Origin of the sequence: Achromobacter sp. 2789STDY5608621 (genome assembly GCF_001299375.1) — a bacterium.
In the GTDB taxonomy this organism is placed as follows: Bacteria; Pseudomonadota; Gammaproteobacteria; order Burkholderiales; family Burkholderiaceae_B; genus Achromobacter; species Achromobacter insuavis.
Map to the genome: position 1 here is coordinate 337,315 of NZ_CYTU01000003.1, position 5,742 is coordinate 343,056.

Annotated in this window: 9 protein-coding genes; 4 read left to right on the forward strand and 5 right to left on the reverse strand. The window is 68.6% G+C overall.

Features of this window, described 5'->3' with window-relative positions:
- The coding region (locus tag AOZ53_RS34660) for an MFS transporter (protein ID WP_054487229.1) at positions 1 to 1,037 on the reverse strand (1,037 nt) is incomplete at its 3' end.
- Positions 1,038 to 1,172: 135 nt separating this feature from the next.
- On the opposite strand from AOZ53_RS34660, the gene AOZ53_RS05650 reads away from it, so the two are divergent.
- The 3 genes from AOZ53_RS05650 to AOZ53_RS05660 all read left to right on the forward strand — a co-directional run bounded on the left by AOZ53_RS05650 (position 1,173) and on the right by AOZ53_RS05660 (position 2,786).
- A complete protein-coding gene (locus AOZ53_RS05650) occupies positions 1,173 to 1,754 on the forward strand; it encodes a TetR/AcrR family transcriptional regulator (protein WP_054429974.1) in 582 nt (193 codons plus the stop codon).
- A 132-nt stretch (positions 1,755 to 1,886) separates the two neighbouring features.
- Positions 1,887 to 2,378, forward strand: coding sequence for a hypothetical protein (locus AOZ53_RS05655; RefSeq protein ID WP_054429976.1), 492 nt, complete (start codon positions 1,887 to 1,889; stop codon positions 2,376 to 2,378).
- 102 nt (positions 2,379 to 2,480) lie between these two features.
- Complete coding sequence (locus tag AOZ53_RS05660; protein ID WP_054430334.1) at positions 2,481 to 2,786, forward strand: hypothetical protein; 306 nt, start codon at positions 2,481 to 2,483, stop codon at positions 2,784 to 2,786.
- Between the two features lie 19 nt (positions 2,787 to 2,805).
- Here AOZ53_RS05660 and AOZ53_RS05665 read toward each other — a convergent pair whose 3' ends face one another.
- From AOZ53_RS05665 to AOZ53_RS05680, 4 genes are all read right to left on the reverse strand, one after another.
- On the reverse strand, positions 2,806 to 3,066 hold the full coding sequence (locus tag AOZ53_RS05665; RefSeq protein ID WP_231689757.1) for a hypothetical protein: 261 nt from the start codon (positions 3,064 to 3,066) through the stop codon (positions 2,806 to 2,808).
- Between the two features lie 194 nt (positions 3,067 to 3,260).
- A complete protein-coding gene (locus AOZ53_RS05670; protein WP_054429978.1) occupies positions 3,261 to 3,569 on the reverse strand; it encodes a hypothetical protein in 309 nt (102 codons plus the stop codon).
- A gap of 68 nt (positions 3,570 to 3,637) precedes the next feature.
- Positions 3,638 to 4,495 carry a 3-deoxy-8-phosphooctulonate synthase gene (kdsA, locus tag AOZ53_RS05675; protein ID WP_054429979.1) on the reverse strand — a complete coding sequence of 286 codons (858 nt, stop codon included), beginning with the start codon at positions 4,493 to 4,495 and terminating at the stop codon, positions 3,638 to 3,640.
- 98 nt (positions 4,496 to 4,593) lie between these two features.
- Positions 4,594 to 5,157 carry a cytochrome b gene (locus AOZ53_RS05680; RefSeq protein ID WP_231689758.1) on the reverse strand — a complete coding sequence of 188 codons (564 nt, stop codon included), beginning with the start codon at positions 5,155 to 5,157 and terminating at the stop codon, positions 4,594 to 4,596.
- A gap of 69 nt (positions 5,158 to 5,226) precedes the next feature.
- Between AOZ53_RS05680 and AOZ53_RS05685 the strand changes: the two genes are divergently transcribed.
- Positions 5,227 to 5,742 (forward strand): HD domain-containing protein (locus AOZ53_RS05685; protein WP_156333279.1); only part of this gene is annotated, 516 nt, incomplete at its 3' end.

The following is a 5,742-nucleotide window of genomic DNA, read 5'->3' on the forward strand; positions in this document are numbered from 1 at the left end:
GCCCCCAGCCCCGTCACCAGCCAGGTCAGGCCTTCGGTGAGACGGCGGCCCGGCACGCTGCCCTCCACCATCGCCATGGCGATGATCATGGTCGGCGCGAACGACAGGCCGGCCAGCAGCACGCCCAGCGACAGCGTCAGCAGGTCGCCCACCCACAGCAGCGGCAAGGTGGTGAAGGCGGTCACGCTGGCCGCAATGGCCAACATGCGCGCCAGCGGCATCTGGAATTTCAGCACGCCGAACGCCAGGCCGGCGACGCACGAGCCCAGGGCATAGGCCGACAGCACCACGCTGGCGCCGGCCGGCAGGCCCTGCTGGCGGGCGAAGGCCACGCTCATGACGTCGATGGTGCCGACAATGACGCCCATGGCGGCCATCATGGCGGTCAGCTGGCGCATCAGGGGCACGCCCAATACCGACGATTCGCGGCCCGCCTCGCGCGGCTGCACCGCCGGCGCGGTGGCCCGTTGCAGCACGAAGGCGGTCACGCCCAGGCCCAGCAGCAGCGCCGCGCCGAGCGGACCGGCCTCGGGGAACAGGATCACGCACAGCCCCACCGCCAGCGGCGGGCCGATGATGAAGCTCAATTCGTCGAACACCGACTCCAGCGCATAGGCGGTGCGCAATTGCGGCCGGTCGCGGTAGATCTCGGTCCAGCGGGCCCGCGCCATGGCGGGCATGCTCGGCAGGCTGCCCGCCAGCGCCGCGAACACGAACAGCGTCCAGTCGGGCGCCTGCAAGCGCACGCAGGCGGCCAGGCCCGCCAGCCCGGCCACGCAGGCGCCGGCCGCCAGCGGCAGGATGCGGCCCTGGCCATGGCGATCCACCAGGCGCGAAATACGCGGCGCCAGCAAGGCGGTGGCCAGCGCGAAGGTGGCCGCCACCGCGCCGGCCAGGGTGTAGGCGCCGCGCACCTGGGACAGCATGGTGATGATGCCGATGCCGATCATGGGCAGGGCCAGCCGCGCCACGGCGCAGGCGGCGACGAAGGCGGCGGCGCCGGGCGCCTGGAACAATTCGCGATAGGGATTCGACACCCGGAACCTCTGGGGATGTTGCAGCCGGCGGTGGGCGCCGCCGGACAGATTGACATACGAAGCGTATGCAAGATGGTATTCACATACCCAGCGTATGTCAATTAACATACGCCTCGTATGCCACTGGAGCCAGCCATGTCGCGATCGCGCGCCGAGATGATCGAAGAAACCCGCGGAAAACTGCTGTCGACGGCACGCGAGTCGTTCCGCCGCGCCGGCTATGCGGGCACGTCGATGGACGACCTGACCGCCGCCGCCGGGCTGACCCGAGGAGCGTTGTATCACCATTTCGGTGACAAGCAGGGCTTGCTGGCGGCGGTCGCGGCGCAGATCGACGCCGAGATGGAGGCGCGGCTGCAGGCCATTTCGCGCGACGCCCCCGACGCCTGGACCGCCCTGCGCGAACGCTGCCGGGCCTATCTGGCGATGGCGGCCGAGCCCGAGATCCGCCGGATCGTGCTGCAGGATGCGCGCGCGGTGCTGGGCCATGGCGGCGCCGCCGCGCAGGAACAATGCACCACGTCGCTGGGCGCGCTGCTGCAGGCCCTGATGGCGCAAGGCGCCATCGGCCAGGCCGAACCCGAGGCGCTGGCGCGGATGCTGCACGGCGGACTGGCCGACAGCGCCCTCTGGATCGCCGGGGACGACAGCCAGGCGCGGCTGGCGCAGGCGCTGCAGGCGCTGGACCTGCTGCTCGCGGGCCTGCGCCGGCCCTGATCGCAACCACCGGCGGCGAGGCCGGCACTCGCGGCAAACGCCGTCGTCGCGCATAATGCAACACTGCGTTTGATGGGCCGCCCCTGGAGACCGGCCCCCGCCCCCGCAACCCGGACCCCTCGCCCCACCAAAATGAAGCTCCTGCGCCTTTACGCTCTGGCCGCCCTGCTCGGCGGCACCGCGCTATTGCCCGCCGCGGCGCCCGCCCAACCGCCGACGCAGCAAGCCGCCGCGCAAGCCCTCGTCGGCAAATGGCGGCACCAGACCATGCTGCGCACCGTCGACGGCCAGGCGCTGCCGCCCCAGCCGTCCGGCGGCGCGGGCGTGGCCGAATTCCGCAGCGACGGCACCTGGTCGATGCAGGGCCCGGGCGCGCTTTCCAGCGGCACCTACCGCTGGCTCGACGCCAAGCGTATCGAGCAGACGCTGGAGCGATCCACCAGCGAATACGAGATCGGCGAGGCCTCCATCCGCTACGTGAAGATCCAGGGCGACCACCTGACGCTCACCCGCGTCCAGGACCGCAAGGAAATGGACAGGCTGATGCCGCCGGCCACGCCGGGCACCAAGCGTCCCGATCAGATGATCGTCACCAATCTCTTCACCCGCCTGCCCGCGGACTGATGCCTGCCGCCCCGGACGCAATCCGCTGGTAATCCAAATGCAGTATGGAAGGATGAAATCTTCTTTGCTACGCTGGGTCACCCTTGTGGAGGTCCCGTGACCATGCAACCCAAGATCCGAGTGCTTTGCGTGCAACCGTCATCGGTGATGGCCCGCTTCGCCTTCCTGGGCGTTGCGCTGCGTTGGTCGCTGGGCGCCACGCCCCGGCCGGCGCGACTGCGCATCGGCCCGCACGACCTGGCGCCGGTCGGCTCGGAAGCCGCGTTCTGGATGTTCGCGTTGCGCCACGCCCTGTCGTCGCAGTCGGTGTTGATCACGCGCGGCGACCACTGGGACGTCGCCGCCTCGATCGACGGCGACGAAATACGCGCCTTTGGCCGCAAGTTCGCGCTGCGCCAGTGTCTCTAGCGCAGCCAACCGCCCCCTTTCAATAGTCGACCCGCGGCTTGCGGTGGTAGGCCGCCAGTTGCTCCGCGGTCCAGCGCTGCCGCGCTTCCTCCTGGCAACAGCTGCGGAACACCCGCGCGCCCACGTCCAGGAAACGCCGTAGGTCGTCCTCGGTCAACTTGCCCTGCACCTGCATCAGGCAATCCGCGTAGGCGGACAGGATGCCATCCCAACCTTCGGGCTTGCCGGGCGCGATGGGCTTGCTGATCATGCGGGCCATCATTTCGTTATGGTCCATCATGTTGGTTCCCCCTGAAGCCCCGCCGTGGCCGCGCCGGTCGCGGCGGTATGACGGCACTAGCGGCAGCAAGCGCCATGCCCGCCACGCGGCGCACGGCAACGGGCAGGGCGAAGGGTGGAGAAATTACCAGCCGGGGCAGTACGGGCTTACCGCTCCTAGGGCCTGTTCACGCTACAAGGAGCCTCGCGCAGGCCCTAGAATTCGGGCAGGTCGAACACGGTATGCAGGGTGGAACTGGGCATCGGCACCGACGCCAGGTGCTCGCGCCCGTCATCGTCGGTCAGCACCCGCACCGGCCGCGAGGCCACGGACAGGCCGTCGACGCTGATCACGGTTTCGACCTCGGCGCCGGCCTTGATGGCCTCGATCACTTCGGAAGCCGCCGCCGTCACGGGGTCGCTGACCCAGCCGGGCACGCCGCGCTCGGCCAGCCCCCAGCGCACGTAGGCCACGTGGCCGCTGACGGCTTCTTTACGAACGGCGACGATTGCGTAAAACGACATCCAGGCCTCCCGAAAGTTGGTGGCCCGGATCGTATAACAACTTCACTGATCCGCGATGACAGGCGGCATCAGGGTTCGATGTCGATGGGCGCAAAGGATTTCACCAGATCGTCCAGCTGCTTGAGCTGGGTCAGGAACGGCTCCAGCTTGTCCAGCGGCAGGGCGCTGGGGCCGTCGCACTTGGCGTTCCTGGGGTCCGGATGGGCCTCCAGGAACAGGCCCGCCAGCCCCACGCCCATGCCCGCCCGCGCCAGTTCCGCCACCTGCTCGCGGCGGCCGCCCGAGGCCGCATCCAGGGCCGAGCGCTGCTGCAAAGCGTGGGTGACGTCGAAGATCACCGGCCGGTTGCCGGAAACCTTCTTCATGACGCCGAAGCCCAGCATGTCCACCACCAGGTTGTCATAGCCGAAACTGGTGCCGCGGTCGCACAGGATGATCTGCTGGTTGCCCGCCTCGGTGAATTTCTCGACGATGTTGAGCACCTGGGTGGGGCTGAGGAACTGCGGTTTCTTGATGTTGACGACGCGGCCGGTCTTGGCCAGCGCCACCACCAGGTCGGTCTGGCGCGCCAGGAACGCCGGCAGCTGCAGGATGTCGGCCACTTCGGCCACGGGCGCCGCCTGCCAGGGTTCGTGCACGTCGGTGATCACCGGCACGCCGAAGTTCTGCTTGACCGCCTCGAAGATCTTCATGCCCTCTTCCAGGCCCGGGCCGCGGTAGGAGTGGATCGACGAGCGGTTGGCCTTGTCGAACGACGCCTTGAACACGTAGGGGATGCCCAGCCGGGTGGTCACGCGCTGGTATTCCTCGCAGGCGCGCAGCGCGAGATCCTTGGATTCCAGCACGTTGATCCCGCCGAACAGCACGAAAGGCTGGTCGTTGGCGCAGGTGATGGAGGGCGAGATGACGACTTCCGGGGCGGTCATGGGAGAGCGATCCTGTAAAGGTGTAGCGGGTGATAGAGCGTAATGTACAACCTGCCCGCCCCGGATCCGGCCCCCAACCGCCCCTTTTTTGCGGCGCCTCAGCGGCTGGCGGTCATGCGGCGCAGCACGCCGTCGCGCAGGACGTAATGATGGAACAGCGCCGCCACGGCGTGGATACAGGCCAGCACGATGATGCTCCAGGCCACGGTGTTGTGCAGGCCGCCGAAAAAGCGCCGCTGCTCGTGGTCGATGCTGACCAGCGTGGGGATGTCGAACAGGCCGAAGAACGCGAACGGCTCGCCCTGCGCCCAGCGGAACAGGAAGCCCAGCACGATCTGCGCCGCCAGCAGCAGGTACAGCAGCCCGTGCATGCCGGCGCCCGCCAGCCGCAGCCAGCCGCCCGAGGCCGGCGGCAGGTGCCGGCCGCGGCTCAGCCGCCAGACCACGCGCAGCACGAATACCGCCGCGAACAGCAGCCCGAAGGAGATATGCACCGATTGCAGCAGGCGCCGCGTCGGCGTGCCGCGCGGCAGGAAGCCCCAGATCTCGGCCAGGGCGAACAGGCCGACGACCAGGATCACCGTCAGCCAGTGGAAAGCGATCGTCGCCCGGTCATAGTGCGGGGTGCCGGCGGAAGCTGGCGGCGTCATCGTGGCAGTCACAAGATACACTCGTTGGCAGGAAGCAATACCCGCGAGCGTATTGAGAACAGACTTACGACAACCTGATTCATGGACACCGATACCCTGCAAGGCCGGCTCGAATTCCTGCGGCAAGCCGAAAAGCTGAAAGACGTCCTGCGCAGCGCCCACAGTTCGGGCGGACGCCAGGAGAGCACGGCCGAACACACCTGGCGCCTGTGCCTGATGGCGATGATGCTCGAAGACGGCCTGGCGGACCTGGATTTCGCCCGGATCCTGCGGCTGTGCGTGGTGCACGACCTGGGCGAGGCCATCCATGGCGACATCCCGGCGACGCAGCAGGCCACGGGCGCCGACAAGGGCGCCCAGGAACGGCTCGACCTGCTGCAGCTGGCCGCCCCGCTGGACGCCGCGGCGCGCGCGCGGCTGCTGGCGCTGTGGGACGACTATGAAAACGCCGGCTCGCCCGAGGCCCGGGCCGTCAAGGCGATGGACAAGCTGGAGACGCTGCTGCAACATAACCAGGGCGCCAATGCCCCGGATTTCGACTATGCGTTCAACCTGGACTACGGCCGCAAGCACACCGACGCCCTGCCCCTGTTCCGC

Coding starts and splice junctions, on each gene's coding strand:
- AOZ53_RS05665 (WP_231689757.1), bottom strand. CDS start 3,066: ATGATGGACCATAACGAAATGATGGCCCGCATGATCAGCAAGCCCATC.
- AOZ53_RS05670 (WP_054429978.1), bottom strand. CDS start 3,569: ATGTCGTTTTACGCAATCGTCGCCGTTCGTAAAGAAGCCGTCAGCGGC.
- AOZ53_RS05660 (WP_054430334.1), top strand. CDS start 2,481: ATGCAACCCAAGATCCGAGTGCTTTGCGTGCAACCGTCATCGGTGATG.
- AOZ53_RS05650 (WP_054429974.1), top strand. CDS start 1,173: ATGTCGCGATCGCGCGCCGAGATGATCGAAGAAACCCGCGGAAAACTG.
- kdsA (WP_054429979.1), bottom strand. CDS start 4,495: ATGACCGCCCCGGAAGTCGTCATCTCGCCCTCCATCACCTGCGCCAAC.
- AOZ53_RS05655 (WP_054429976.1), top strand. CDS start 1,887: ATGAAGCTCCTGCGCCTTTACGCTCTGGCCGCCCTGCTCGGCGGCACC.